This is a genomic window from Streptomyces sp. FIT100, assembly GCF_024584805.1.
Taxonomy (GTDB): domain Bacteria; phylum Actinomycetota; class Actinomycetes; order Streptomycetales; family Streptomycetaceae; genus Streptomyces.
Genome location: NZ_CP075715.1, coordinates 5,780,192 through 5,805,948, shown reverse-complemented (window position 1 = coordinate 5,805,948; position 25,757 = coordinate 5,780,192). Strand labels below are relative to the sequence as shown.

Below are 25,757 nucleotides of genomic sequence, written 5' to 3'. Positions count from 1 at the left end.
GCGCCCCACCCCGACAGGAGCACAACCCCCGTGACGTGGTTCAAAGTCGACGACACCGCGCACGCGCACCCCAAGCTGTTGAGAGCCGGAAACGCCGCCCTCGGCCTGTGGGTCCGCGCCGGCGCCTACGCCGCCCAGCACCTCACCGAAGGCGTGATACCGGGCGTCGTCGCCCAGCTGTACGGCACCGCGCCCCAGGCCCGGAAGCTGGTCGCGTCCAGCCTGTGGCACGCCGCCGGCCACGACTGCACCCGGTGCAAGCAGCCGCCCGCCGGCGACTACGTGATGCACGACTTCCTGATCTACAACCCGACCCGCGCGCGCGTCGAGGACGACCGCGCCAAGGCCGCCGAGCGCCAGCAGCGGGCCCGCGAACGGGCCGCGGAGCAGCGGAACCAGGAGCGTAATCCGCTCGATCCGTCGGCGAATCGTCCGCGAATCGACGACGATCCGAGGCCGGAAAAGCGCGAACCGTCCGCGAATCAAATCGAGTTTCCGGAAGACATCGCAGGTCAGGGCGACCAGTCACAGCGTGACAACCTCGACCCGTCACGGTCCCCCCGACCCGACCCGGCCCGTCCCGCTGTACCTCCTACGGAGGTACAGCCAGCTAGCTACGGCTCGACCCCGGCCGTCCCGCCGAACCTTCGGCCGTTGCGGGACGCGCTCACCGCCGCCGGCGTCGTCGTCGAGTGGTCCCTCACCGAGGCCGATTGGTTCCACCTTGAAGCGATCGTGAAGCGCACGGCCGTGCCGGCCCTGGTCGACCACGCCCGCGAGCAGTGGCGCCGCGCCCGTTCCCGCCCGCGGTCGGTCCGATATTTCGTGCCCGGCTGGACCGCGCTCCCCCCGGTGCCCACCGGCGCCCCGACCTCGCCCGGTGCCGACGTGATCCCCCTCAATACTGCCCGCCCCGGCCGCGTACAGCGCGCCGCCGACCTGTTCCGCACGGCCGCCCTCGACGACCCCCAGGAGTCCGCCCAGTGAACCGCCAGGAAGTCGCCGCCCTGCTCGCCTACGCAGTGCGCCTCGACCCGCGCAGCGCCCCTGCCGACCAGGCCGCCGCCGACGAAACCCTCGACCAGTGGGCCGACCTGCTCACCGACGTGCCGCCGACCGCACCCCACCCAGCAGGCCGCCACTGGGACGCCGCACAGATCGTGCGCCACCACATCGCGACCAGCCCGTACCCGATCAAACCGTCAGACGTGTCCCGCCCGTGGCACGACTTCCGCCGCGACGTGGTCGACCGCCACCACGACCCCGTTCCCGCCGCCGACCCGGACGACCCGGCCGCCTACCGCGCCGAACTGCTCGACACCCGGCACGCCGTCGCGACCGGCGCACTGACCGCCTCGACCATCAAAGAACTGACCGGCGGGCCCACCCCCGAAGTCGCCGAACGCCTCGCCGCCCTCGGCGAGTACATCCCTCGCAGCGTCACCCAGGAGATCTCCGTCCATCGGCCACGCCGCACCGAGCGGGAACGCCTCGCCGCCGCCAATCTGCCCGACCCTCTCGACGTGGCATGTCCGTACGAACAGTGCCGAGCTCGCGCAGGCGAGCCGTGCATGACCTACCGCCGCACACCGCGCCGCACCGCGCATCCCTCGCGGCTAGACCTCGCCACCACCCGCCGCTACGCGCCGGAGTCGGCCGCATGCCGCTCTGACAGTAGGTCTGATGCTCTGGGAGGGCGTTGTGCCTCGACGTCCGCGCGGGGCCATCTGAACCATGCCGCGGGCTAGTACCGCTCGGACGAGCACCGAAAACGTTGCGGAATCCTGAGCCGAATAGTTTGCCGATTTATTTCGCGAATTAGATTCGCCAATAGCTTGCGAATAATCAGCCGGAATGCGGCCCAAAACTTGAGGGTATTAGTGCTACAGTAGCTGTCACAGTCCACGCTCAGAAGCGTGGGCTCCGTACCCGCCCGGAAGAACGGCACGGAGCCCACGGCAGGCGTGGCCTACGAGGGTCTACCCGCTCCCGGGTGGACCCTCGACACATTTACCGAGGTCAAGAGCTTACAACTCCCGCCATACGCAGAGCGCGTAGTAGGTGAGCTGCACGATCACAACCACGGGCCGCAGCACGCGAGGAACTCGCGCCCAACGGCGACGTGCGACCTCCGCCGGCCTGGGGTCCCGATCGGGCTCCGGTCCGGCAGCCATACGCCTTTCACCTCCCTTCACGGCCGGGTCTCACATTCACGCGAGACAGCCTTCAAGGGTGTTAATACGCTACACCACGGAACTAGGGGAGCACCCAGACAAGCTTTTACATGCACAGCACACACGTGACCTATAGGGGGTATTGTTGTTAATAGGCGGTCGTCAAAACCGCAGGTCATTCGAGCAAGGGCCGCACGGCGATTCACGCCCACACGAAACTCGGACCAGAGCAGTCACCGCTAGCAGTGATGCAGATCACAATGCGGCCAAACTGTTTGCCCGCACCGCCACCCCGCCCAGGGCAAGAGGGCACCCGAGCGCACCCCGAACCGCCACCCGGCCCCGGTAACCGACAGAACGAGCAGCACCAACAGCGGCCGAGACACGGACAGTTAGTTCACTCGACTAGACCGGGTCGCATTGACACCCCCGGACCGTAGAGTCGCGCGCCAGATCGCCCCGAGGTGATCGACCGGAACCATTACGCGATCACCGAGTGCCGCGCCGGCCGCAGCCCATATGGCCGCGGTCTCGACCAGCGCCCATGCGACCCCATCGGGAGAATCCGAACGGGCAGCGCTATCCCACCATGCATCTTCCATCCATGGGCGGAATGCGCCGGCCATGGAATAATAGAATTCGGAACGACTACATCCCGTCGGAGGTACATCCCACAAGCCCCCGCTCTGATCAGCCCCCGCGACCGGTCGCAGCCGCCCCCGCGCGCAGGGTGCGGCCGGACTGCTCCCCCCTCACCCGCCCCCGGACAGTCACCCCCTACCGAGCCTGAGCCGCCGCACTATCCACATCACCCGTACCGAGCACGCCCTCGCACTGCTCGACGTCGTCGCCCTGGTCGACAAGCAACGCCTTACCGCCGCCGAGCTGTTCAACCAGACCGCCGCACAACCCGCCGCACCCCGCACACCAGCCACACTCCGCCAAGGAGACACCAGCCATGCAGCACCCCGTCGCCATCCGTACCGCCGCCCGCCTACGCACTATCCGGGAGCAGTGGGGCGCCCTGCTCGCCGCCGTCGAGACGCCGCCCGCTCCCTCGACGTGGCCGCCGGCCGAGACCCGCGCATTCCTGAACACGGGCGCCGCCGACGACGGGGCCCTGTTGGTCGAGGACCGGACGCCGCTCACCCTGCGCCAGCACCCGGCGCCGGCGAACCTCGACGCCCTCGACGCGTGCCTGTTCGTCGAGCAGCAGGTGTTCGACCTCGCTGACACCCTCGCCGCGACCGTGCAGCACGCCGGCGTTGACGACCCGCGCCGATGGACGTTCGTAGACCCGGGAGCGCCGGACGCGCGCACGGCCATAGGGTCCCGCGCGCATGGGCTGCACTGGGCCGCCCTGTTCATCGAGGGGCGTGTGCTCGACGAGGACACCGAGCCCGAGTTGCTCGACGGCCGGCTGATGGCCGCCCCATACTCCCCGCTCCCCGAGTGGGCGCTGGACGAAGCCGCGCGGGTGGCCCGGGCGTGCGAGCAGCGCGTCGCCCGCATCGTTGCCGCGGACGCAATCACCGGGAGCCGCACCCTGCCGACCCCGTGCCCGGCGTGTGGGGGTGCCCTGGTCGTCCGTGCGGCCCTGACCGAGCCGCCGACGGTGACATGCCGGACGGGGGAGGCGTGCGGAGCGGACACCAGCCGGGACGCCCGCGGCCGTCGCGTATGGGAGTGGCCGGCCTGCCTCCCCCTGCTGCTCGCCAACGGGCAGGCTGAGGACCACGAGCAGCGTGCGGCCTAGGCGGAGAAGGCGCGGCGGGCGCCTCACGGGATGGAGCGCCCGACGTACCTTCTCCCGAGCATCAGCCTTCACCTCGCATCAGCTCAACGATTACCGCCCACAGAGCACGTGCGCTCAGTGCCACGGCAATTCGCTTAGCAATCTCGGCCGTCAGCTTTGCCCGTCGGGTTGACCGCTGGTCATCCCCCATGTCTGCACCCCTTCCGTTGGGGGATCACAGGTGGGATCCCCCTCCCGCAAAAGGCGCGCGCAGACAACCCCCACCGTACCCAAGGGAGTTGGTGGCGAATCCTGATCTGACCCGTTGTGAACTTAGTTCAGAACCTAGTACGGTCGACACCGGAAACCCGCCGGCTGAATACCGGCACCCACCACAGCCACGGAAGCCAACCCCATGGAGCAGCAGACGTTCACCGAGCAGGCCGGCGTCAGGTGCGCCGTCATCGGCAGGGGCAAGCGCGTGCACTACTCGCCGAGCAACGACGACGGCATGTGTGGTCGCGGGATCACCACGTACCTGTCCGACGAGGAAGCCATCGCCCTGTTCGACAAGGGATATGAGCTGTGCGCCCCTGCCACCGCGCCGCCGAGAAGCGCGCCGAGGCCGCCCGCCTCGCCGCCGAGTCCCCCCTCGTCGCCGCAACCGTCGACCTGGTCGACACCATCGAGGCCACCGCCTCCGAGCAGGCCCCGACGACCACGAGTCGCGTTGTGCGCAGCAGCGCCCCGCGGGAACGTGGCGCGGCGAGTGGATCAGCGCCGCGCCGGCCGATGCTGCCCTGTTCGACCTCGCCCGGGTAGGCGCCGAGCAGGGCGCATTGTTCGCCTGACGGCCGGTACCGTTTCGCCCGCCCCGCACGCCACGGGGCGGGCCCCGTCCTCAAAGGAGCAGCCGGCATGAGCAGCAAGCGGCCATCCACCGCCGAGCAGCGTCTCGCCGAGCAGATGCGCGAGGCGCTGCACGAGTACGACACCCGGAAGGCCGCGGAGCAGGCCGCCGCCGAGTCCCTCGATCACCGGTTGCTGCGCGCCGCGTCGGCCCGCCTGATCTGGAAAGCAGTTGAGCCCACACTGCCCGACCTCATGACCGAGGCGAGCCGAGAAGGGTGGACGGCCGATCGGATCGCAGACGCATTCGGCGTGACGCCAACATACGTCTACCGGAAGTTGCGCGAGCACCGCGCCGAGTAGCACCGTATGAAGCAGGCCCGACCGGTGACTGCACATCACCGACCGGATCCTGACCACTACGGGAGCTATCCCCGCCATGGCTACGCATCACCTACCTACGCACGCCCGGGCGTGAGTAGCGCGTCGCGCGCACCCATCGCCGCGGCCATCCTCGCAACCGGGGCATTCACGTTCCTCGCGTTCCGCCTGCCGTTCGAGGCGCTTACCGCCCTCGCCGCCGAGCACGGAGTCGACCCGGACGTCGGACGGATGTTCGCCATTCTCGTCGACGGAGGCGCCGTCGTCGGCACCGTGGGAGTGGTCGCCGCCAAGCATGCCGGCCGCCCCGTCGCCACCTACTGGGCAACCGTTGTCGCGTTCGCCGCGGTGTCCCTCGCGTTCAACGTGGCGCACTCCGACGGAATCCTGCTCGGTGTCGCTATCGCCGTCGTGCCGCCCGTGACGCAGCTTGTCGCCACCGAGCTACTCGTGCGGAAGCTGCCTGCCGCCGACATCGACGCGGTCGCGGTCGACGCCGCCGCGTCGCCGCTTGCCCTGCTCGGCCTCAGCCGCCGCCGTCGAGGCACCACCCGTCGTCGTCGACGCCCTGGCGGATGCCCGTCTCCGCGTACCGGCGCCTGCCCAGGGAGACCGGCGAGCAACCAACGGCCGAGGCCCTCGACAAGGCGTTGAAACTCAAGCGCACCCGAGGCAGCGAGCTGCGCGACATCGTCGAGTCAGCCTCGGAACCCACATTGTCACCGTTATCAATCCGTGATCTAATGGGAGGCGTCTCCGGCGTGCCCGGAAACTCCCCCTCGACTCGACGCCCCGCTGTCACCCCCCGGCAGCGGGGCGTCGCCGCGACCACCCGAAGGAAAGCCGCACACCCTTGGGACGCCGCCTCCCCAACTGCGCTTGTCCCCCAAGGCAATTGAGTAGCTTCACGAGGTCCGCCTCAACCTGTTCATACCTGCCGTTGTTCAACGGGTCGTCAGCAAGCAGGGCGTAACTGCCCTCGACTGGTGCACCCACGTCGAGAAACTCTTCCCCGACCGCAAGCATTGCGGCGCTCCACGTTGCAGCATCTGACGCGGGGCTTCCTTTCTCGAACGGAGCCAAGGCGAACCGCTCAGCAACTCTGAGGGTGGCCTCGCCGAAGATGGGGACCAAGCGAGAGCGGACCTTTTCTTGCATCCCGGGAGACAACCCCCAAGCCGAGGATGCAAGTTGCATGGCGAGCGCAGCCCGATGGGTCACGGAGAACGGGTCACCCACATAGCTCCCTTTCGCCCGTATTCTCAGGTGGTTGTACCGGAGATACGAAAGGTCCGCCCCCACTCGCGCTCGCAGCTCCAGTAGCGCGGTCGCTCGCGCCTTACCGACCTCCTGTCGATGCGCCACATAGGGGGCGAAGAGCAGGACAACAACGGCTCCGCCCAAGGCACCCGTTGTGATCTTGACTATGAGATCCCAAGCAGCATTCACGCGGACAGTGTGACGTCACTCGGGGGTGAACTGTGCGCGAACCGATCACCGATGCCGACCGCGACCAGGTCCGCCGGCTGCACTCCGAGGGCAAGAGCCGAAATGAAATCGCGCGCACCATCGGGCGCAGCGGCTCGACCGTTTCCAAGATCGCCCGCGAACTGGACCTGTCATTCGAGCGCGGGCCCGAAGTGGTCGCCGCGACCGAGGCCCGACGCGTCGACCTCGCCGAGCGGCGCGCTCGGTTCGCCGAGTCCCTGCACAAGTCAGCCGAGCGGCTGCACGCACAGCTCTTTGCCCCCTGCACCATCGGCTCGTTCGGAGGCAAGGACAACGTTTGGAGCGAGCAGGCCCTCGACCGGCCAACGTTCACCGATCAACGGCAGATCCTCGCCGCGGTATCCACCGCTGTGGACAAGTCGTTGAAGCTCGCCCCGGCCGAGGGCGGAGACAACGCCGAGGACGTCCGTTCGATGCTCGGCACCCTCGGAACGGTCCTTACCGAAGCGTTCGCCGACGACGAGGGGGCCGACGACGGGGGGTGAACCGTGCACCTGCCCCCCGAACTCGACCTGCCCCTGTCCTGCAAGCAGTTGCGCAGCATCGGCCGTGCGACCGCCCGTATCAACCTTTGGCACGGCAGCGTCCGATCAGGCAAGACCGTTGCATCCCTCCTTGCGTTCGTTATCGCCGTCGCCGCCGCCGGCCCGTCGGGACTCGTCCTGATCTGTGGCCGCAGCTTGCAGACCATCGAGCGGAACGTGTTCGAACCGCTCACCGATCCGGCCCTGTTCGGCCCCCTCGCCCGCCACATCCACCACACCCGGGGCGCCACCACGGCAACGATCCTCGGCCGCACGGTGCACCTGATCGGCGCATCCGACGTCCGCGCCGAAGGCCGCCTGCGAGGACTCACGGCCCAACTCGCCTACGTCGACGAGGCAACCCTCGTTCCAGAATCGTTCTGGACACAGCTACTCGCCCGCCTGTCGACCCCCGGGGCGCGGCTGCTCGCCACGACCAACCCGGACAGCCCGCGGCACTGGCTCAAAGTCGGATATCTCGACAGGGCCGGCGAACTCAACCTGCGCTCTTGGCACTTCAAGCTCGCCGACAACCCGTCGCTCACGCGGCAATACGTCGCCGACCTCACCGCCGAATACGTCGGCCTGTGGCGCCGCCGCATGATCGACGGGGCATGGGTCGTCGCCGAGGGCGCAGTGTTCGACACCTGGGACGAGCAGCAGCACGTCGTCGACACCCTGCCGCCGATGCTCCGGTACTGGGCCGCCGCGGACTACGGCACTACCAACCCGTTCGCCGCCCTGGTGCTGGGACTCGGCGCCGACGACCGCCTGTACGTGGTGAGCGAGTGGCGCCACGACAGCAAGACCGCGCACCGGCAGATGACCGACGCGCAGTACAGCGAGGCCGTCCGGGCATGGCTGGACGGGCAGCAGGTCGAGCCGGAATGGACGTTCATTGACCCCTCGGCCGCGAGTTTCCAGACGCAGCTATGGGCCGACGGGCACCCGGGCGTCACTCGGGCCGACAACGACGTGAAGGCCGGCATCCGGTCCGTGTCGTCCGCCCTCGGCGCCGGCCTGCTGCGCGTGCACGAGTCCTGTACCGGCCTGCTCGACGAGATCCCCGGTTACTCATGGGACCCGGCCGCATCCGCCAAGGGTGAAGACAAGCCGATCAAGACGGCCGACCACTCCGTCGACGCCCTGCGCTACGTCGTGCACTCGACCGCCCACGAGTGGCGCCACCTGCTCACCGTGCCGAAGGAGGCGACCGCCGCATGATCACCCTGCCCGTGCACCTGCGCGTCGGCGGCACCGAGGCCGAAGTCGGCACCGTGACCACGGACGCCCCGGCGGAACTCCCACACGCCGTCGCCGAGTTGCTGCGCACCGCCGCGGAGCAGCTCGCCGCCGGCCCCGGAGAGGAGGCGCCGACGTGAGCCTGCCCGACAACGGGACCGCGTGGCCGCCGCGGAACCTCGCCCCGCTGTACGCCGATATCAAGGTCGACGACGCGTGGTACTCCGGAGACCCCGACCGCCTCGCCAAGGTCTACCGGCATGCCCCGCAGCACCGGGCCGACGGCCGCCGCCGGCTGTGGGGCCGTCACCGTCAGCCGGGCAAATCCGACAGGCGCCTGCACATCCCCCTCGCCGGCGAGATAGCGCAGACGAGTGCGGATCTCTTGTTCGCCGACACCCCCGTCGTCACTGTCGAGGACACCGTGACGCAGGACCGCCTCGACGAGCTGCTCGACGCCGGGGGCGTGCCCGAGTTGCTGCTCGCCGCGGCCGAGACTGCCGCCGCTCTGTCGGGCGTGTTCCTGCGTGTCACCTGGGACCGCGACGCCGCCCCTGACCGTCCCCTGATCACTGCCGTGCACCCCGACCAGGCCGCCCCCGAGTGGCGGTTCGGGATCATGACGGCCGTCACCTTCTGGCGCACCCTGCCCTCGACGACGTCGACGGTGTGGCGCCACCTCGAACGGCACGAGCGGGGCGCAATCCTGCACGGCCTGTACGAGGGCACCGAGGACCAGCTCGGCCGCCGCGTGCCGCTCACCGAACACCCCGACACGGCCGCCCTCGCCGAATCGCTCGGCTCCGAGGGCGACAGCATCGCAACCGGGGTCGACCTGCTCACCGCCGTATACGTCCCCAACATCGCCCCGAACCGGAAGCACCGGGGCGCACCGTGGGGGCGCAGTGACCTACAGGGCATGCACGACCTGCTCGACGCCCTCGACGAAACGTGGTCATCGTGGTTGCGCGACATCCGCCTCGCGCGGTCCCGCATCATCGTCCCCGACGGGTACCTGCGCAGTCAGGGCCCCGGCCGGGGCGCCACATTCGACGACGACCGGGAGGTATGGCAGAGCCTCGCCATTCCGCCCACCGAGCAGGGCAACGGGATCACGCTTTCTCAGTTCGCTATCCGCGTTGAAGAGCACCGCGCGACGGCCGAGGCCATCGTGAGGCAGGCCACGACCGCGGCCGGCTACTCCCCGGCGTCCGTCGGACTCGACGGAGACGGGGCCGCCGTCACAGCAACCGAGGTTGCCGCCCGTCTCCATCGGTCGATGGTGACCAGGGGCAAGAAGGCCCGGTACTGGCGCCGCGCCATCGCGGACATTCTGCGTGTCCTGCTCGCCGTCGACCGGGCCCAGTTCGGCGGGAAGACCGTCGACGAGCGGCCCGTGGTTGACATCGGCGACGGAGTCGCAGAGGACCCCGGGAGCACCGCGCAAACCCTGTCCCTGCTCGCGCAGGCGCAGGCCGTGAGCACCGACACGAAGGTGCGTCTACTGCACCCGGATTGGGACGACACCGCGGTCGCCGCGGAGGTCGCCCGCATCCTCGACGAGACCGGGCAGGCCGCCCCCGACCCCGTCGGGAGTTTCCCGCTCGCCGCCTGATCGGGGGTGCACAGTGCCCGTATCCCCTGATCAGGTCGAGTACCTCGCCGCGCACACCGCCGACCTGTACGCCGACGCCGAGCAGCGGCTGCTCGCCCTGGTTGCGCAGCAGCTCGCCGCCGGACTGGAGGCGCCCGGGTGGGCCGTCGCCAAGCTCGCCGCCCTCGGCCCCCTGCGCCGCGCCGCCGACATGCTGCTCGGCACCCTCGCAGGGCAGGTATCCGACGAGGTGCGGCAAGTCGTCGCCGAGGCGTACGACTCCGGACGCACGTCCGCCCTCGAAGAACTCGGCGTACTGTCCGACGAAGACCGGCGCACCGTTGCCGAGCGGACACCCGGAACACAGGCCGTCGACCGCCTCGCCGCCGAGACAGCCGAACTCATCACGTCGACGCACCGCAGCATTCTGCGGGCAGTGCTCGACGGAGTCCGGGACATCGTTGCCCGCGTGACCGCGACCCCTCTACTGGGCACTGGTACGCGCAGGCAGGCCACGCAGGACGCTATGCGCCAGTTTGCCGACCGCGGCATTACCGCGTTCCGCGACCGCGCCGGCCGCCGTTGGCAACTCACGTCGTATGCCGAAATGGCCGTGCGCACGTCCGTTGCCCGAGCGGCGACCGAGGCACACATGACCACCCTTGCCGCCGCCGGCGTCGACTTGGTCGTCGTCAGCAACAGCCCGCGCGAATGCCCGCTGTGCCGGCCATGGGAGCGCAAGGTGTTGTCCATCAACGGCCCCGACGGACCCCGTACCGTCGAGGTCGAGCACGCCACCATCGACGGACGCATGATCCGGGTGAACGTCGCCGGATCGCTCGACGAAGCGCGCCGCGCCGGACTGCAACACCCCAACTGCCGTCACAGCGTCAGCAGTTACACCCCGGGCCTTACCCGCATCGAGAACGCCACCCCCGACCCAGCCGGCTACGAAGCAGGACAGCGACAGCGCGAGATCGAGCGGCACATCCGCAAGCACAAGCGCCGCGCCGCCGCAGCCGTCACCCCTGAAGGCAAGCCCGCGGCCGAGGCCAAGGTACGCCAGTGGCAAGGCGCCATGCGCGACCACCTCGCCGCACACCCCGACCTGCGCCGCCTGCGCCACCGTGAGCAGCCCGGAGCCTCGAACCTCCCGAGCGCGTACACCGCCCCAGCCGACGACGTCATGCAGGCCGCCCGCGTGCGCGCCGGCGACGACGCGGCCCTGCACGAGATGACCGACGAGCAGCTCGCCCTCGCCACCCGCCCCGCAGTCCTGGACGAGCGCGACGTTGCCCGCATCGAGGCCGAGGCGGACCGCCGGGACGCCGCCGACCTACGGGCCCGTGTGTTCCCCGACGGGCACCTGCTCGCCGACCTGTCCACCACGGGCGACGAAGTCCTCGCATGGGCACAGCAGCACGCCACCGACGACGAGCTGCTGCGCATCGCCGAGGAACTCGACCGCCGGTACCCGGGGCCAATCCCCGACTACCCCCTGCCGATGGGCGACGACGTCGCCGACGTCCTCGCCGCATCCGCCGCCCTCGACGACGCCCTCGCCCCGGGGGCGCCGCCGGCCGAGTGGCAGCAGTACACGGACGTCGCCGACGACGCACTGCTCGCCGCCGCGCGCCAACTCGCAGACGAGGAACCGGCCGACGAACCGGTGCACAAGGTCACCAGGCGGGAGGCCCGCGAGATGTATTTCGAGTGGGCCATGCTCCAGTACCAGGCCGCCGAGAACGCGACGAACGGGTACCTACTCAACCGCCACGGACAGGCGCGGGGCATCGGCCCGGGAAGCCTGTTTACCGGTCCCGCACGCATCGCCTACGCGTACGCGTCGGACGAACTCAAAGCGTTCTGGCGGAAGCACGAGCGCAAGACGCAGCAGCAGTTCGTCGCCGAGGTCACAGGCCAGAACATGAGCGACATCCGGGCAGCGCAACAGGCGTTGTGGGATGCTCAAAGCAAGCACGACGGATGACGGAGGGGGCGACATGGGAAGCCGCGTTGAACTCACCCGCGCACTGCTCGCCGGCCGCGCCGCGGCCCGCGCCGAGCAGCCCATGACCGACTGCCCCCACCCGCCGCGCACGCTGCTGCGTACTGCGTGGCTCCGCGGATACGGTCAAGAAGTCTCGCCCGCCGAGTAGCGCACCGCACCACAACCAACCGCACCCAAGGGCCCGCCGTCTGGTGGGCCCTTTCGCATGTCCCCACACGGTCACGGAGGGCCGAACAACCATGCCCGAGAGCCAGACCCCCGCCGCCCCGGCCGCACCGTCCACCGACCCGGGCACGGCGCCGAACACCCCCGCGGCCCCCGCCACGCCGCCCGCCCCGACCGGGCAGCCGGCCCCCGCCGCACCGTCCGCCCCGGCCGTGCCGGACCCGGCCGCCGAGCAGCGCGTGAGCGCTGCCGAGCAGACCGCGCAGCAGGCCAAGACCGAGCGCGACGAGCTGCTCGCCGGCCTGCGCCGCGTGCTCGACCCGGACGGGGCCGCCGCCGAAGAGGACCCCGCCCGCCTCGCCGAGCAGGCCGCCACCGAGCGCGACGCCGCCCGGGCGGAAGTGCGGCAGCTCCGCGTCGAACTTGCCGCGCACCAGGCCGCGCACGCCGCTGGCGCCGACCCGGCCCGCCTGCTCGACTCGCGCACCGTCGAGAAGCAGCTCGCCGCCCTCGACCCCGACGACGCGAAGTTCGGCGACAACCTCGCCGCCGTCATCGCGTCCGCAGTCGAGGCCGCCCCGCACCTGCGCGCCGAGGGCACCGCCCCGGCCGGCCCTGCCAAGGGCGGCGCCGACTTCACCCCCGGCGGCACTCCGGCGCCGACCACCGAGCAGTTCGCCCGCATGTCCTACGGCGAGCGCGTCGCGCTCCACCAGTCCGACCCCGATCTGTACGCGCGGCTGTCGGCCGCCAACGAGTAAGGAGGGCATTCGATGCCCGCAGGAAAGACCACGGCGGCACAGATGATCGTGCCCGACGTCTGGGCCGACATGGTGCAGGCGAAGTTCAAGGGCGCGCTCATCCTGGGCACGCTCGCCACGGACGACAACACCCTCGAAGGCAAGCCCGGCGACTCCGTCAACTTCCCCAAGTGGTCGGCACTTGGCGAGGCGGAAGACTTGACCGAGGGCACGCCAATGAGCCCCGAGCAGCTCGGCACCGACCCGGGCAACTCGGCCACCATTAAGGAGGCCGGTAAGGCCGTCGAAATCACCGACAAGGCCCGCCTTGTCGCGTTCGGCGACCCGTACGCGGAGACGCAGCGGCAGCTCGGCGTACTTATCGCGCGAAAGATCGACAAGGACCTGACCGCCGCGGCCGAGGCTCCCGGCGTGATCACCGTGGACGCCTCGACGGCCGCCCTGTCGTGGGACGTCATGGTGTCCGGCATCGAGAAGTTCGGCGACGAGTGGGACCCGGAGAACATGGCCGGCCTAGTCATCCACTCCGTGCAGCGCGCCGCCCTGCTGCGTGACCCGAACTTCATCAGCGCCGACAAGCTCGGCCCCGGCGCGGTCATCCCCCGCGGCGTGATCGGCCAGGTGGGAGGCGTGAACATCTACGTCTCGGACCGTGTCACCACGGCCGGGACCGGGGCCGACACCACGTACAACGCCCTGTTGATTCGGCGCGGCTCCCTCGGCCTGCTCTACAAGCGGCGCCCCCTGGTCGAGACGGACCGGGACATCCTCGCGCGCACCACGGTCGTCACCACGAACGTGCACTATGCGACGCACCGACTCGACGACGAGGGCGTGGTCGTGCTCAAGACGAAGGGAGCCGCCGCGTGATCCTGCGCCGGTACCACCGGCCGCCGGACGCCGACGAGTCACCCGAGAAGGCCGCCGACGAGCAGCCCGACAACGCACCGCAGGCCAAGCCGGCGGGACGTTCTGCTGCCCCGAGCAAGGCCAAGAAGGCCGACAAGGGGTGAACCATGGGCCGCGTCTACGCCACCCCCGAGCAACTCGCCGCGTACACCGGGGCCCCGGCGCCCGAGGGCGTCGAGCGGCTGCTCGCCCGCGCGAGTGAGGACGTCGACGCCGCCCTGCTCACCGCCTGCTATGCCGTCGACGACGACGGAGACCCGACCGAGCAGCCCGTCGTCGAGGCCCTGCGCGATGCCACATGCGCACAGATCGAATGGCAACTCGCCACGGGCGACGACGGCACCGGCGCCGCGGGGGCGTGGGACTCCGTATCCATCGGCCCCGTCAGCCTGTCCGGGCGCAAGTCGGGCCCGCCCGCAGCGTCCGGCGTCGACCTCGCCCCCCGCGCCCACCGCGCTCTACGGCGTGCCGGCCTACTCCCGGGGGTGATTTGGTGAGAGTCCCCGACGCCCTGCTGCGCCACCGCGTGACTATCGAGCCCTACCTAGGCGACTCGGCATACGGACCGCAGTACGGGCCGCCCGTTCCACACGTCCGCGCCCTGGTCGCCGCCGCCACCAAGCAGGTGCGACGAGCAACGGACGGCCGCGAAGTCGTCAGCACCGCGCAGGTGATCACCGCGCCCGGCCTCGACTGCCCGCCTGGATCACGCGTGACCCTGCCCAACGGCCGCGTAACGAGCGCTCTGTCGACCGCCGAGCACACCGCGCCCGGCCTGCCCGTACCGGCCTGCACGGAGGTGATGTGCGAATGAAGCGTGCTCGCCTGCGCTGGAATGGCGACGCCGCCCTGCGCGGCACCCGGGCCGGCGCCATACGCGGCCTGCGACTGGCCGCCGAGTACGTCCTCGAACGCTCCCGCGCCCGCGTGCCGATCGAGGAAGCCACGCTCGAACGTTCCGGCGTCGCCACCGTTGACGAGCAGAGCATGACCGCGGCCGTGTCCTACGACACCCCGTACGCAGTCGCCCAGCATGAGCGGCTCGACTACCACCACGACGCCGGCAGGACCGCCAAGTACCTGGAAGGCCCGATGGCAGAGGAAGCCGGCAACGTCGGCGAGATCATCGCCGCGCAGGTGCGGAGGTCCCTCCGTGGTTGACCTGCTCGACGGCATTGCCCGATGGCTCGACGACCGCGGCCTGCTCACCTACGACCCGACCGGCCGCACGGGCGACACGTTCGTCGAAGCCATGCCCCCGGCGCCGGATCTCGCCGTGTCCCTCGCCCTCTACGGCGGGCCGGCGCCGGTTGCGCGGGATGACGCCGAAAGCCTCCGCCTACAGGTGCGCGTGCGCGGCAACGCCGACCCGCGGGTATCGCGCCGCCGCTGTACGGCCCTGTATCGGGCCCTACATGGCCTCGCCGGGGTCGAGTTGCCCGACGGTACGTGGCTCATCCTCGCCGCGGCCCGCGGCACCCCCGCCCCTCTGGGCCCTGATTCGTCCGGCTGGCACGAGCATGTCGTGAGTTTCGATCTCGATGTGTCGGCCCCCACCGTTCCGTAAGGAGTATCCCCGTGGCTTCACGCCCTATTGATGCCCGCGGCTGGCTGTTCGAGGTCGAGGACGTCGAATCCGAGCCCGACGCTTGGCTGCCGATCGCCGGCATAACCAGCTTCACGCACAACCCCGCCGAGAACGAGGAAACGGTCGAGACGACCGCGTTTGAGAGCGACGGACAGTACGAGCAAGACGTGATGCAGCGCGGCGCCACGCTGGCCGTCGAGGGGCAGTACCGCATCGACAAGACCACCAAAGCGCAGGACCCAGGGCAGGCGTACATCGACCACGATTGGGCGCAGCGTCTTGGTATCGACTCCCGTAACCGTATTCGGTGGCGCCATGAGACGCAGACCGTGTGGGTTGTGTGGGATGCCACCGTGACCCCGGGCGAGCAGGGCGGAGGCAACAACGACAAGACGAGTTGGAGCTGCACCGTCACCAAGTGCGGCACGGCTACCACGATGGTGGTGACCGCGTGAGCGAGCAGAACCTCGGCCAGGTCGACGAGCAGCTCGTCGACGTCGCCGACTTCGACGCCTTTTTCACCGAGCAGGCCGAGCAGCGCACGGGCGTCCCGCTCAAGCTGTACGGCCGTGAGTACGTGCTGCCGACGTCGCTTCCACTGCTGTTCACGCTGCAAATGGAGCGGCTCAAGGACTCGGCCGATCCCGACGACATTCGCAAGATGCTCGCCTCATTGTTCGGTCCGGACGCGCTCGACGAGTGGGCCGCCCGCGGCATGACCGACCGGCAGCTCGGCGTCGTCCTGGTGTGGTCGACCGCCAACTGCCGCCGCCCTGGCGCGGTTTCCATGGCCGAGGCGGCGCGCCTGTACGACGAGCGCGAGGGCGGAGCGGCGGGAAAAGCACCGGGCAACCGGGCGGAGCGCCGGGCCAAGAGCAAGGGGAAGAAGCCGGCGACCTCTGGCAAGCGGTAATCCGGCATTGGTCGGCGATCGAGTCCGATCTCGCCCGCGAGTACCACCTCGACGCCGGGCAGCTCGCCCGCCTGTCGACCAGACGGTTCCTTGTCCTGCTCTGCGGCCTGCCCGCCGAGTCTGCGTTCGCCCGCCTGTGGCAGCGCACCCCCCGCGCCGTGACCGACCCGACCGAGATCGCACGACTCACCGGAGTGCCCATTGATCACTGAATAACTGAGTAGCGCCAAGGGGGTGATCTCTCCTTGGCCATCACGATCGGTGAACTCACAGGCTTTATCGACCTCGACGATTCCGGCGCCCGGCGCGGCGTCCAGTCGACCGAGGCCGCGCTGCGCGACTTGCAGCGCGGCACCGATGGCCGGCTGCGCGATCTGCGCGGCCGGTTCGTCACCGAGGCCGCGCAGATGGGCGCCTCACTCGGCGAGGGCGTCGGCGACGGCGCCGATCAAGCATCCGGCCGCCTCGCGCTGCTCGGAAAGGCCGTTGCCGGGATCGGCATAGGTCTGCCCGCCGTCGCCGCTGTCGGCGTCGCAGTCGGCGGACTCGCCGCCGCAGCAGCCTCGGCACTGGCCGCGGTCAAGGCGTTCACGCTGGCCGCCGGACCGCAGCTCGAAGAGGTCACCGGCGCTTACGAGCTCTACACCGCAGCGCAAGAGGCCGCCGCGAAGGGCGGCGAGGAAGCCGCCGCAGCGCAGAAGGCGTACAAGGACGCTCTCGCCGAGATGCCGCCGGCAACGCGCGATACCGCGCGGTCGTTCATCGGCCTCAAAGAGGACGTCAAGCAGTGGTCGGACTCCCTGAGTTCCACCACCATGCCCGTTTTCACCAAGGGCATCGAGCTACTGCGCGACCTGTTGCCGACCCTGACCCCGTTCGTCAAGGGCGCAGCAGCCGCGTTCGGTTCGTTCCTCGACGAGGTACGCGCCGGCATCGAGTCGGCCCCGTTCAAGCGGTTCGCCGCCGACATGGGCGAGGCCGCCGGGCCGAACCTCGCGAACTTCCTTGCCATCCTCAAGAACATCGCGGTCGGATTCGCCGGCATCCTCTCGGCGTTCATGCCGGTCTCGACCGGCATGTCGGGCGGACTCGCCGACCTGACAGCGAAGTTCGCCGCGTTCGGACAAGGGCTACGCGACTCCTCCGGCTTCGAGGCGTTCCTCGACTTCGCCCGCACCGGCGCGCAGACCCTCGGCAACCTCGGCGGCGCCGTCGCAAACCTGCTCGTCGCACTCGCCCCGCTGCTCGGCACCACCGCCCTACTGATCAACGCGTTTGCGCAGGTGATCAGCGCCGTACCAACCCCGGTCCTGTCGGTACTGGCGACCGTGATCACCGTCGTAACGATCGCGGTCAAGGCGTGGACGCTCGCGCAGACGATCAGCGCGACCGCCACCCGTGCGTGGGCCGCGACGCAAGCAGCGTGGAACGCGGTCATGGTCGCGAACCCGATCCTGCTCGTTGTCGGGTTGATCGCGCTGCTTGTCGCTGGCGTCGTCCTCGCTTACCAGAAGTCGGAGACCTTCCGGCAGATCGTGCAGGCTGCGTGGTCCGGCATCCAGACCGCAGCATCGGCGGCCTGGGAGCTGCTCAAGGCAGCGTTTGAGGGGATCGTGTCGGCCGTCGGTTGGGTGATCGACTTCGTCAAGGCCAACTGGCCGATGCTGCTTGCGATCTTGACTGGCCCGATCGGCATTGCGGTCGGGCTGATCGTCAGATACTGGGACAAGATCACAGCCGCTTTCGGTGCTGCGTGGTCCGCCGTGCGCGACCTCGGCGCATCCGCTGTCTCATGGGTTGCCGCGCTGCCGGGCCGCATCGTTGGCGCACTGGCGAGTCTCGGCTCAAAGCTGTGGAACACCGCGACAGCCGCATTCCGCCGCTTCCGCGACGGACAGATTCAGCTCGCGCTCGCCGCCGTCGACTGGCTGCGCGGACTGCCCGGCCGCCTCGCCGGCGCTGTTGGCAATCTTGGAAATCTCCTGCTCGACAAGGGCAGGGACATCGTCCGCGGGCTGTGGTCCGGCATCAAATCGATGGGCTCGTGGATCAAAGACAAGCTCATCGGCTGGGCCAAGAACATGATCCCCGGCTCGATCGCGAAGGCACTTGGCATCGCCTCGCCCTCGCGGGTCATGGCGAAGGACGTCGGCCGCTGGATTCCCGCCGGACTCGTGCGCGGAATCGAGAGCGGGCAGAGCGCGGTCGACCGCACCATGCGCCGACTCGTCACCCCGCCCGCCGCGCCCGCCATGGCACAGCCCGCCGTCGGCGCGTACGGGGCAGGCGGCGCGCTGTTCGGCACAGGCGCCCCCCGCGGCGCCTCGGTCCATATCGAGCACTGGCACGGCGGAGACCAGACCCCTGAGGAAAACGCAGCGGCCCTCGAATGGCGCATGAAGGCAAGGGGGTGACGCTGTGGCGATCGGCGACCAGGTGACCGCCCTCGGGCATGTGCAGCTCGGCGAGCTGCTGCTCGGCCGCGGCACCCCCTACCGGTGGCGCTCCCTGTCCGGGTGGGAAGATCTGCCCGGCCTCGACTCCGGGAGCGTCAACCGGGCCGACGCGCACGGCGCAATCCTGGGCCGGCTGCTTGCACAGCCGCGCGTCATCACCCTCGACGGGATCCTGATCCGGGCCCGCCGCGGTGAAATCGGGGCCGTCGTGCAGCAGCTTGGCGCCGCAACGTCCGTCATCGATGGCGAGGTGCCGTTCGTCGTGCAGCTCGACGAGCGCGGGCCCTTGCTCGCGTGGGTCCGGGCGACAGCCCGGGCAATCCCCGTCGAGCGCGGGTACACCCTCGGCACCATCACCGGGGCCGCCGTGCAGCTCACCGCGAGCGACCCTCGCCGGTACGAGCTGCTTGAACGCACCGCCCGGGCTGGCCTGCCTACCGCCGAGCCCGGCCTCGACTGGAACACCGCCGAGGGCGGCCTCGACGCCGGCCTCGACTTCAACGGCGAGTCCGGCCTCGACTTCGGCCCGCCGGGCAGCACCGGCACCTTGACCGCCCGTAATGACGGCACCGCCCCCGCGCATCCCGTCGTCGAGTTCCGCGGTCCGGTGTCCTTGCCGAGCCTGACCAACCTTGCCACGGGCGACGTCCTCGAATACGACCTCGATCTCGCTGCCGACGACCTGCTCGCCGTCGACACCGGCGCCGGAACCGTGACGCTCAACGGCACGACGTCGCGTCTCTACACCGCGACCGCCCGCAGCGTCCCCGAGCAGTCCTGGGCCCTGTGGCCCGGAACTGCCGACATGGCGTACCGGGCCGCGCCCGGATCATCCGACCCCGCCGCGTCCGTCGCCGTCCGGTGGCGCTCGGCCTACTGGTAAGGAGGGCGCCGCCTTGACTGTGCGCGCCGCGTGGCTGCTCACCGGACCCCCGAACGGGCAGAGCCGCGCTGACACCCGCCTCGCTCCCCTCGGCACCTTCGTACCCGAGGGCGAACTGACCACCCGCGACGGAGTGGTCGCCGGCGGCTCCCCGCTATTGGCGACCGGTGCCGGCCCCATGCAGGTTCAGCTCGGCGTCGGCCGCGCCCTGGTGCAGGGCACGAGCGCACAGGGTGCCTATCCAATTGCCGTAACCGCCCCCGAAACGCTCACCGTCACCGACGGAGACGCCCAAAACCCGCGCGTCGACTCCCTCGTGCTGCGCGTGTACGACGGCCTGTTCGACGCCGAGGGGCAGACCGCTGTCGCCGTCGAACTGCTCACCGGCGACCCGGCGCCGTCCCCTGTCGAGCCGACCCTGCCCCCGTCGACCCTGCGCCTGTGGTCCATCACCGTCCCGGCCGGGGCATCCGCAGGTACCGGCGGTATCAACTGGGCGTCCGCCCTCGCCGACCGGCGCCGCTACACCGCTGCTTACGGCGGGATCATCCCGCGCGGATGGGGAACCAACTTCACCGGCGCCTACGACGGGCAGTACCGCGACGTCGGGGGCGTCCTCGAACGGTGGAACGCCACAACGGCAAAGTGGGAGACCTACCGGCCCCCGCTCAACATCGAGACGACCACCGCCGGCGCCGTTGCCTCGACGGGATACGGCGTGACGCAGTTCGCAGCCCGCCGCGCCGGGGGCGCCTGCTCGTTCGTCGTCGAGGTGACCCGCACCGGTACCACAATCACGTCACCAGCCGGCGGAAACATCGCCGATCAGCTCGTCGCCACCATCCCCGCCGGGTGGCGCCCCGCGTACGACGTCGAGGGCGCGGCATCCGACGGATACGGCGACGGAGGCGCACGCATCGGCACCAACGGCACCGTAACCCTGCGCACGTGGTCACCCGCCGGAACCATCCAGAGCGGCCGGAACATCCGGATCTCGGCCGCCTACGTCCTATGAGGAGGTGAACGTGCTCTCCCCCTCGTACCGGCTGCTGCTGTGCGACCTGCGCACCGATCAGGTAATCGACGCCCTGCCCGTGCAGCAGCTCGCCCTCGACGACTACATCGGCAAGCCGGGCGCCATGTCCGGCACGGTGCCGATCCCGAACGCGTCGATAGCCGCGCGGGCCCGCGCCGCCATCGTGCCCGGCCGCACAGCCGTATGGCTCGAACGCGGGCTCGACGTGTGGTGGGGCGGCATCCTGTGGACCGCGGCCGTACAGTCCGACGCCCGCGGATTCCTCAGCGTCCAGATCCAGGCCGGAACCTGGGACACCTACCTCTCGCACCGGATGCTGTACGACACGTTCACCGCGGCCGGCGTCGATCAGTACGACATCGCCCGCGGCCTGCTCGACTACGTCCAGGCCACCCCCGGCGGCGACATCGGCATCGAGTACGGCACCGAAACATCTGGCATCACCCGCGACCGCACATACAGCCGATTCGACCTGCCCCTCGTCCGGGACCTGCTCGACCAGCTCGGCGCCGTCGCGGGCGGTTTCGAATGGCGCATCGCGTCGTTCCGGGACGCCGACGGGCGCCGTGTGAAACGGCTCCAGCTCGGCACCCCGACCATCCGCACCGGTACGAGCGACATCGTCCTCGACCACCCGGGCCCGGTCGTCTCATACACGTGGCCTGTCGACGCCACGAAGCGCGCGAACGCGTGGCAGTCCAGGGGCGCCACCGACAACAGCAACCAGGCCGCAGACAGTGTCCCGATCATGTCCGACCTGCTCGTCGCCGATCAGGACATCGCCGACGGATGGCCCCGCCTTGACGGCAGCAGCGATTACTCAACCGTCGAGAAGCAGACCACGCTCAACGCGCACGCATCAGCGGACCTCGCCGCCGCCCGGGCCGGCACGGTCGTGCCCGAGGTGACCGTCGACATGTCCCGCGCCCCGGTCTCGCCCGCGCTGCTCGGCGCGAGTGTGCGCCTGCGCGTACGGGACCTGTGGCACCCCGAGCAGCTCGACGCTCGGTACCGCGTCGTCGGCATGTCCATCAACCCGCCCGAACGCGGCCGGCCCGAGTCCGCCCGCCTGTACTTGGAGGCCGCATAGATGGCAGCAATCCCGCAGGACATCCTCGACCGCATCCGAAGTCTCGAACGGCAGGTGCGCGAGCTGTCCGGCCGCGCTCAGATACGGCCAGCCCTGACCAAGATTCTTCACGGCGACATCGTCATCGGCGAGGGCGGACAGATCATCGCGCAGGCCCCCAACGGCAACCGCATCTTCATGACCGGCCAGACCCCCGAGGGCGATTGGGCCGTCGGCATGGCCCGGGAAGACGGTTCCGCGGCACTGACCGTCGGCGACGACATCAACACCGGCGGACAGATGGTGCGGACGTTCTCCCGTACAGGCCAAGTGATTGTGATGGACGACGGATACGCCGACGACTACCTCGGCCGGCCATGGGTTCCGATCCCCTGCGCCCCATTCATCAACTTCACCAACGATGCCGAAGTCGCCCTGTACTCCGGGCAGATGCTCACGCAACACAAGGTCCTGCGCGTCAATCTGCAACTCGCCGGCCCATCGGGCACGGCCGCGCAGGTCGTTATGAAGATCGGAAACGTTCAGTACGGGCCGACCTGGACCCTAACCAGTTCGGCCACGGTCAAGGACGTCAACGATCGCATCACGCTCCCTGCCGCCGACTTCCCGTACGGCCGCGACGTCTCGGTCGTCATGTGGGCCCACCGCACCGCCGGTACCGGCACCTGCTCCCTACGTGTCCGCGGCATCTGGGGCGTCAACACCATCACCGCCGACGAAGCCAATTAGGAGAACCCGCATAGTGCTGCCCGAGTCCATCCCCACCGTGACCGTGACCGGTCGGTATCTCACCCCCGACGGCACCCCGCTTACCGGCTCCGTCACCTTCCGAGCCCCGGCCGTCCTGACGTTCCCCGACTCCGATGTGATCCTCGGCGGCCCCGTCGTCGCGCAACTCGACGCCACGGGCGCAATCTCCGTCACCGTCCCCGCCACCGACGCCCCTGGCATGGACCCGGACGGATGGGCGTACGTCGTAACCGAGCAGCTCGCCGGCGTCGCCTCGAACCGTTCGTACGCCATCCTGCTACCGGCCGAACGTCCCGCCGTCGACCTCGCCGACATCGCACCGACGGACCCGGGCAAGCCCAATTACGTTTCGGTAAGGGGCGACAGCGCGTACGAGGTAGCCGTCGAGCAGGGATTCGCCGGCACGGTGCAGCAATGGCTCGCATCCCTGGTCGGCCCACAGGGCGCCCCCGGGGCAACCGGCGCCACCGGGGCCCCGGGAGCAACCGGCGCCACCGGACCGGCCGGCGCCACAGGCCCCAAGGGTGACCCCGGAACACCGGGCACGAACGGGACCGACGGGGCGCCCGGCGTCGTGCAGTCCGTCAACGGAAAGTCGGCGCCCGACGTCGTCCTCGCCGCGGCCGACGTCGGGGCGATCCCCTCGACCGCGGCCGGGGCCGCCGGGGGCGTGGCGCAGCTCGACGCGTCCGGAAAAGTTCCCGCCGCACAGCTCCCGACATCGTCCGGCGGGGGCGCCGTGACCTCCGTCAACACCAAGACGGGCGACGTCGTCCTCGCCGCGGCCGACGTGGGCGCCTCACCGTCCGACCACACCCACTCCGCCGCGCAGGTGGGCGCCCTCGCGACGACCACCCGGGGAACCGCAAACGGCGTCGCGTCCCTCGACGCGTCCACCCGTATCCCCGTCGCGCAGCTCCCCACCGTCGTCCCGCGGAACACGTGGACCCCGCAGGCCCTCGGATTCGCGGCCTGGTCGTGCGACCCCGCGCACGTCAGCAACCCGACCACGACCAAAGCCGCGGTAGTCCAGCGCATCTACATGAGCGGCATCAACATCACGGAGAGCACCCAGGTAAACCGGGTGGTGATCTTCGCGCGAGGGTGGACCGGCTCCACCGCCATCCCCGCGGCCCGCTTCTACGCCGGCATCTACAACGAGTCGGGAACACGGGTCGCAACATCCGGCCTGGTGTCCAGTCTCCCCGCCGCCGGCCAGATCACCGGGACCGCCCCGGGCGCCGCAGACAACCACATCGGCGCCGTGCCCATTCCGCTTACCGCCACGGCGGCACTCGCCCCAGGCCGCTACTGGGCCGCCTTCCTGCTGTCCGCCGGAAGCGCCACGGATTTCTACTACATGCACATTCAGAACGAGTCGCCGAGCGCACCCGCGAACTTCTTCCTCGGCACGGCATTTCAGCGCGCCTGGTGCCTCAACACGCAGACCTCGCTACCGGCCACGGTCAACCAGGCCACCGGCGAGGTTGGCCTCGACCCGGCAATCATGGCCCTCGCCATGGTCTAGCCCCACTCCTTCAACCGCACGCCCCGGCAGCCGCCGAGGGCGTTTTTTCATGTCTGGAGACACCCACCCATGGCAACACCGCTCAGCGCGTCCGCGTTCCTCGCCGCCCTGCGGGGCGAGCAGCTCGACGTCGTCGAAGTCGGATCATGGCGCACCCACAACCGCGCCGGACACGGCGCATGGGGTCCCATGCACGGCGTCATGATCCACCACACCGTGACCGAGGGCACCGCGCACTCGGTCGCCATCTGCCGCGACGGGTACAGCACCCTCCCCGGCCCGCTGTGTCACGGCGTGATCGACAAGGCCGGCACCGTGCACCTGGTCGGATACGGCCGCGCCAATCACGCCGGACTCGGCGACGACGACGTGCTCGCCGCCGTCATCGCCGAGCGCACCCTGCCCGCCGACAATGAGGCCAACACCGACGGGAACAGCCGCTTCTACGGGTTCGAGTGCATCAACCTGGGCGACAACATCGACCCGTGGCCCGACGCACAGGTCGAGGCCATCGCCCGGGCCGCCGCCGGAATCTGCCGCGCGCACGGGTGGGGCGCCGAGTCCGTCATCGGACACAGCGAGTGGCAGCCCGGCAAGATCGACCCGCGCGGCCCCATCGGCAAGAAGGGCGGGCCCGCGCTCACCATGGCCAAGATCCGGGCCCGCGTCGCCGAGCTGCTCGACCAGAAGACGCCGAGCAAGCCCTCGACCCCGAGCAAGCCGAAGCCGTACACCCCGCCCGCGTTCCCGGCCGGCCTCGCCCCGAACAAGGCAAAGCCCTCGGCCAAGACGTTGCAGCACGCCCTCAAGGCCACCGGCTACATGCCCAAGAGCGTCACCGAGTCGGACAACTACGGACCGATCACGCAGGCCAGCGTCGCCCGCTTCCACAACGCCCACCCGTCCTACCGCAGCGCCGGAAAGTCCTACGACCCCGCTATCGGCGCGAAGGGCTGGGCGTACCTGCACCGCCTCGCCTACGGCAACTGACCCCCTCACGAACAGGAGACACCACCCCATGAGCCCCGCCACCAAGCGCACCGCACGGACCCTGATTCAGGGCGCCGTCGGTCTCGCCCTCGCCCTGCCCGCCATCGTCGACGCGTCCGGCATCCCGGCATCCCTTCCGTGGGTCGCCGGCGCCCTCGCCGTCGCAGGTGGCCTCGCCCGCGTCATGGCCCTGCCGAGTGTCGAGGCCCTGCTCGACCGTGTCGGCCTGGGCCTGGTCGACGAGGAGGCGCCGCGCTCGTGACCACAGGAATCCCGGGCGTCGACCTCACCGTCGTCTGGTCCGGCGTCGTCGTCGCCGTCGGGGGCGCCCTCGGCCTGCTCTACCGGGCAAGCCGAGGAGCGCGGCACCTCGCCGAGCGGCTCGGCCAGGTGGCCGACGACTGGCAAGGCGTACCCGGCCGCCCTGGTGTACCGGACCGGCCGGGCGTCATGCAACGACTCGGCGCCATCGAGGACCGCCTCGCCGCCGTCGAGCACGAACTGCACCCGAACAGCGGGGCCAGCCTGCGCGACGCCGTCGACCGCGTCGACGCCCGCACCCGCCGCATCGTTGACAAGTAGCTCGCCCCGAGCAGCACCGCGCCCCCGTACCCGGCCATGTGCCGGGGCAGGGGCGCCCTTGTCGTTTCCGCGCACTTCCCGACCTGT

At 70.1% G+C, this 25,757-nt stretch carries 31 protein-coding genes; 30 read left to right on the top strand and 1 reads right to left on the bottom strand.

Annotation, left to right across the window (positions count from 1 at the left end; all coding sequences use genetic code 11):
* Nucleotides 1-30: 30 nt before the first annotated feature.
* The 6 genes from KK483_RS26245 to KK483_RS26220 all read left to right on the top strand — a co-directional run bounded on the left by KK483_RS26245 (nt 31) and on the right by KK483_RS26220 (nt 5,793).
* Entirely contained in the window at nt 31-987 is a 957-nt protein-coding gene (locus KK483_RS26245) for a mucin-2 (RefSeq protein ID WP_262007678.1), read from the top strand.
* Nucleotides 984-1,748, top strand: a complete 765-nt coding sequence (locus KK483_RS26240; RefSeq protein ID WP_262007677.1) for a cell surface glycoprotein — start codon at nt 984-986, stop codon at nt 1,746-1,748. The genes KK483_RS26245 and KK483_RS26240 overlap by 4 nt, the downstream gene beginning before the upstream one ends.
* Before the next feature lie 1,384 nt (nt 1,749-3,132).
* Nucleotides 3,133-3,930 (top strand): hypothetical protein, encoded by a 798-nt coding sequence (locus tag KK483_RS26235; RefSeq protein ID WP_262007676.1) that lies wholly within the window; start codon nt 3,133-3,135, stop codon nt 3,928-3,930.
* A 564-nt stretch (nt 3,931-4,494) separates the two neighbouring features.
* The gene (locus tag KK483_RS26230; RefSeq protein WP_262007675.1) at nt 4,495-4,731 is read left to right on the top strand and encodes a hypothetical protein; all 237 of its coding nucleotides are present in this window, start codon (nt 4,495-4,497) and stop codon (nt 4,729-4,731) included.
* Between the two features lie 96 nt (nt 4,732-4,827).
* Complete coding sequence (locus tag KK483_RS26225; RefSeq protein WP_262007674.1) at nt 4,828-5,121, top strand: hypothetical protein; 294 nt, start codon at nt 4,828-4,830, stop codon at nt 5,119-5,121.
* Between the two features lie 111 nt (nt 5,122-5,232).
* Nucleotides 5,233-5,793, top strand: coding sequence for a DUF2637 domain-containing protein (locus tag KK483_RS26220; RefSeq protein ID WP_262007673.1), 561 nt, complete (start codon nt 5,233-5,235; stop codon nt 5,791-5,793).
* 144 nt (nt 5,794-5,937) lie between these two features.
* Here the strand turns inward: KK483_RS26220 and KK483_RS26215 are convergent, their stop codons facing one another.
* The gene (locus KK483_RS26215) at nt 5,938-6,588 is read right to left on the bottom strand and encodes a hypothetical protein (RefSeq protein ID WP_262007672.1); all 651 of its coding nucleotides are present in this window, start codon (nt 6,586-6,588) and stop codon (nt 5,938-5,940) included.
* A 32-nt stretch (nt 6,589-6,620) separates the two neighbouring features.
* Here KK483_RS26215 and KK483_RS26210 point away from each other — a divergent pair, with 32 nt between their 5' ends.
* The 24 genes from KK483_RS26210 (at nt 6,621) to KK483_RS26095 (ending at nt 25,670) form a co-directional block, all read left to right on the top strand.
* Nucleotides 6,621-7,133 (top strand): helix-turn-helix domain-containing protein, encoded by a 513-nt coding sequence (locus tag KK483_RS26210; protein WP_262007671.1) that lies wholly within the window; start codon nt 6,621-6,623, stop codon nt 7,131-7,133.
* A gap of 3 nt (nt 7,134-7,136) precedes the next feature.
* Nucleotides 7,137-8,396, top strand: a complete 1,260-nt coding sequence (locus tag KK483_RS26205; protein WP_262007670.1) for a PBSX family phage terminase large subunit — start codon at nt 7,137-7,139, stop codon at nt 8,394-8,396.
* Nucleotides 8,393-8,554 carry a hypothetical protein gene (locus tag KK483_RS26200; RefSeq protein WP_262007669.1) on the top strand — a complete coding sequence of 54 codons (162 nt, stop codon included), beginning with the start codon at nt 8,393-8,395 and terminating at the stop codon, nt 8,552-8,554. Before KK483_RS26205 ends, KK483_RS26200 begins: the two co-directional genes overlap by 4 nt.
* On the top strand, nt 8,551-10,029 hold the full coding sequence (locus KK483_RS26195; RefSeq protein ID WP_262007668.1) for a phage portal protein: 1,479 nt from the start codon (nt 8,551-8,553) through the stop codon (nt 10,027-10,029). Before KK483_RS26200 ends, KK483_RS26195 begins: the two co-directional genes overlap by 4 nt.
* Nucleotides 10,030-10,042: 13 nt before the next feature.
* The gene (locus KK483_RS26190) at nt 10,043-11,998 is read left to right on the top strand and encodes a phage minor capsid protein (RefSeq protein WP_262007667.1); all 1,956 of its coding nucleotides are present in this window, start codon (nt 10,043-10,045) and stop codon (nt 11,996-11,998) included.
* Between the two features lie 13 nt (nt 11,999-12,011).
* On the top strand, nt 12,012-12,167 hold the full coding sequence (locus tag KK483_RS26185; protein WP_262007666.1) for an Rmf/CrpP fold protein: 156 nt from the start codon (nt 12,012-12,014) through the stop codon (nt 12,165-12,167).
* 91 nt (nt 12,168-12,258) lie between these two features.
* On the top strand, nt 12,259-12,945 hold the full coding sequence (locus KK483_RS26180) for a hypothetical protein (protein WP_262007665.1): 687 nt from the start codon (nt 12,259-12,261) through the stop codon (nt 12,943-12,945).
* 12 nt (nt 12,946-12,957) lie between these two features.
* Nucleotides 12,958-13,815, top strand: a complete 858-nt coding sequence (locus tag KK483_RS26175) for a N4-gp56 family major capsid protein (RefSeq protein ID WP_262007664.1) — start codon at nt 12,958-12,960, stop codon at nt 13,813-13,815.
* Nucleotides 13,812-13,958, top strand: coding sequence for a hypothetical protein (locus KK483_RS26170; protein ID WP_262007663.1), 147 nt, complete (start codon nt 13,812-13,814; stop codon nt 13,956-13,958). The genes KK483_RS26175 and KK483_RS26170 overlap by 4 nt, the downstream gene beginning before the upstream one ends.
* 3 nt (nt 13,959-13,961) lie before the next feature.
* On the top strand, nt 13,962-14,351 hold the full coding sequence (locus KK483_RS26165) for a hypothetical protein (protein ID WP_262007662.1): 390 nt from the start codon (nt 13,962-13,964) through the stop codon (nt 14,349-14,351).
* Entirely contained in the window at nt 14,348-14,668 is a 321-nt protein-coding gene (locus tag KK483_RS26160; protein ID WP_262007661.1) for a hypothetical protein, read from the top strand. The genes KK483_RS26165 and KK483_RS26160 overlap by 4 nt, the downstream gene beginning before the upstream one ends.
* Nucleotides 14,665-15,015: a hypothetical protein gene (locus KK483_RS26155; RefSeq protein WP_262007660.1), complete on the top strand. Its 351-nt coding sequence runs from the start codon at nt 14,665-14,667 to the stop codon at nt 15,013-15,015. The genes KK483_RS26160 and KK483_RS26155 overlap by 4 nt, the downstream gene beginning before the upstream one ends.
* Entirely contained in the window at nt 15,008-15,421 is a 414-nt protein-coding gene (locus tag KK483_RS26150) for a minor capsid protein (RefSeq protein ID WP_262007659.1), read from the top strand. Before KK483_RS26155 ends, KK483_RS26150 begins: the two co-directional genes overlap by 8 nt.
* An 11-nt stretch (nt 15,422-15,432) precedes the next feature.
* A complete protein-coding gene (locus KK483_RS26145; protein ID WP_262007658.1) occupies nt 15,433-15,897 on the top strand; it encodes a phage tail tube protein in 465 nt (154 codons plus the stop codon).
* Entirely contained in the window at nt 15,894-16,355 is a 462-nt protein-coding gene (locus tag KK483_RS26140; RefSeq protein WP_262007657.1) for a hypothetical protein, read from the top strand. Before KK483_RS26145 ends, KK483_RS26140 begins: the two co-directional genes overlap by 4 nt.
* 245 nt (nt 16,356-16,600) lie before the next feature.
* Nucleotides 16,601-18,769, top strand: coding sequence for a hypothetical protein (locus KK483_RS26135; RefSeq protein WP_262007656.1), 2,169 nt, complete (start codon nt 16,601-16,603; stop codon nt 18,767-18,769).
* A 4-nt stretch (nt 18,770-18,773) separates the two neighbouring features.
* Nucleotides 18,774-19,694: a phage tail family protein gene (locus KK483_RS26130; protein WP_262007655.1), complete on the top strand. Its 921-nt coding sequence runs from the start codon at nt 18,774-18,776 to the stop codon at nt 19,692-19,694.
* 13 nt (nt 19,695-19,707) lie between these two features.
* Nucleotides 19,708-20,709 (top strand): hypothetical protein, encoded by a 1,002-nt coding sequence (locus KK483_RS26125; RefSeq protein ID WP_262007654.1) that lies wholly within the window; start codon nt 19,708-19,710, stop codon nt 20,707-20,709.
* Nucleotides 20,710-20,719: 10 nt separating this feature from the next.
* Complete coding sequence (locus tag KK483_RS26120; RefSeq protein WP_399014940.1) at nt 20,720-21,820, top strand: hypothetical protein; 1,101 nt, start codon at nt 20,720-20,722, stop codon at nt 21,818-21,820.
* Entirely contained in the window at nt 21,821-22,549 is a 729-nt protein-coding gene (locus KK483_RS26115) for a hypothetical protein (RefSeq protein ID WP_262007652.1), read from the top strand.
* A gap of 13 nt (nt 22,550-22,562) precedes the next feature.
* The gene (locus tag KK483_RS26110) at nt 22,563-24,098 is read left to right on the top strand and encodes a collagen-like protein (protein WP_262007651.1); all 1,536 of its coding nucleotides are present in this window, start codon (nt 22,563-22,565) and stop codon (nt 24,096-24,098) included.
* Nucleotides 24,099-24,167: 69 nt separating this feature from the next.
* Nucleotides 24,168-25,088 (top strand): N-acetylmuramoyl-L-alanine amidase, encoded by a 921-nt coding sequence (locus KK483_RS26105; protein ID WP_262007650.1) that lies wholly within the window; start codon nt 24,168-24,170, stop codon nt 25,086-25,088.
* A gap of 28 nt (nt 25,089-25,116) precedes the next feature.
* The gene (locus KK483_RS26100; RefSeq protein WP_262007649.1) at nt 25,117-25,350 is read left to right on the top strand and encodes a hypothetical protein; all 234 of its coding nucleotides are present in this window, start codon (nt 25,117-25,119) and stop codon (nt 25,348-25,350) included.
* Entirely contained in the window at nt 25,347-25,670 is a 324-nt protein-coding gene (locus tag KK483_RS26095) for a hypothetical protein (RefSeq protein ID WP_262007648.1), read from the top strand. Before KK483_RS26100 ends, KK483_RS26095 begins: the two co-directional genes overlap by 4 nt.
* The last annotated feature ends 87 nt before the right edge of the window (nt 25,671-25,757 follow it).

Excerpts from the sequence above, each read along its gene's own strand:
- KK483_RS26100 (WP_262007649.1), top strand. The coding sequence starts at position 25,117 with ATGAGCCCCGCCACCAAGCGCACCGCACGGACCCTGATTCAGGGCGCC.
- KK483_RS26155 (WP_262007660.1), top strand. The coding sequence starts at position 14,665 with ATGAAGCGTGCTCGCCTGCGCTGGAATGGCGACGCCGCCCTGCGCGGC.
- KK483_RS26165 (WP_262007662.1), top strand. The coding sequence starts at position 13,962 with ATGGGCCGCGTCTACGCCACCCCCGAGCAACTCGCCGCGTACACCGGG.
- KK483_RS26185 (WP_262007666.1), top strand. The coding sequence starts at position 12,012 with ATGGGAAGCCGCGTTGAACTCACCCGCGCACTGCTCGCCGGCCGCGCC.
- KK483_RS26200 (WP_262007669.1), top strand. The coding sequence starts at position 8,393 with ATGATCACCCTGCCCGTGCACCTGCGCGTCGGCGGCACCGAGGCCGAA.
- KK483_RS26180 (WP_262007665.1), top strand. The coding sequence starts at position 12,259 with ATGCCCGAGAGCCAGACCCCCGCCGCCCCGGCCGCACCGTCCACCGAC.
- KK483_RS26115 (WP_262007652.1), top strand. The coding sequence starts at position 21,821 with ATGGCAGCAATCCCGCAGGACATCCTCGACCGCATCCGAAGTCTCGAA.
- KK483_RS26235 (WP_262007676.1), top strand. The coding sequence starts at position 3,133 with ATGCAGCACCCCGTCGCCATCCGTACCGCCGCCCGCCTACGCACTATC.
- KK483_RS26225 (WP_262007674.1), top strand. The coding sequence starts at position 4,828 with ATGAGCAGCAAGCGGCCATCCACCGCCGAGCAGCGTCTCGCCGAGCAG.
- KK483_RS26175 (WP_262007664.1), top strand. The coding sequence starts at position 12,958 with ATGCCCGCAGGAAAGACCACGGCGGCACAGATGATCGTGCCCGACGTC.
- KK483_RS26105 (WP_262007650.1), top strand. The coding sequence starts at position 24,168 with ATGGCAACACCGCTCAGCGCGTCCGCGTTCCTCGCCGCCCTGCGGGGC.